The sequence below is a fragment of the bacterium genome (assembly GCA_020440705.1).
In the GTDB taxonomy this organism is placed as follows: Bacteria; Krumholzibacteriota; Krumholzibacteriia; order LZORAL124-64-63; family LZORAL124-64-63; genus JAGRNP01.
Window position 1 is genome coordinate 1 of sequence record JAGRNP010000355.1, and the last position, 568, is coordinate 568.

Sequence of the window (568 nt, forward strand, 5' to 3'; positions counted from 1 at the left end):
GCCTGCTGCACGCGCTCGGCGAGCGCACCGACAAGCCGATCCTGCTCAAGCGCGGCATGGCCGCGACGGTGGAGGAGCTGCTCTGCGCCGCCGAGTACATCCTCGCCGCCGGCAACCCGAACGTGATCCTGTGCGAGCGCGGGATCCGGTCGTTCGAGCCGATGGTGCGAAACGCCTTCAACCTCAACGTGATCCCGCTGCTGCGCGACCTCACGCACCTGCCGGTGATCGTCGATCCGTCGCACGCCGCCGGACGCGCCGACCTCGTGCCTGCGATCTCGATGGGCGCGGTGGCCGCCGGCGCGCACGGCCTGATCGTGGAGGTGCACCATGACCCGACGGCCGCGCTCGTCGACGGCGACCAGTCGCTCGACCTCGCCGCAGCCGCGACGATGCTCGACCAGGTCGAGCTGATCGCCCGCGCTTCCGGCCGCACGCTCGACCGCTCGCTACGCGAGGTCGCCGCATGACCCCGCCCGCCGACGACGCCCCGTATCACTATCCCTCGCGCGAGCAGATCCACGAGCTCGTCGCAGCACGTACCGGCGACCGCATCGCGATCCCGGTC

Annotated in this window: 1 protein-coding gene; it reads left to right on the forward strand. The window is 71.5% G+C overall.

The genetic code is table 11. The features are described 5' to 3' along the window. The coding region (locus tag KDM41_18760) for a 3-deoxy-7-phosphoheptulonate synthase (protein MCB1185466.1) at positions 1–470 on the forward strand (470 nt) is incomplete at its 5' end. Positions 471–568 lie beyond the last annotated feature (98 nt).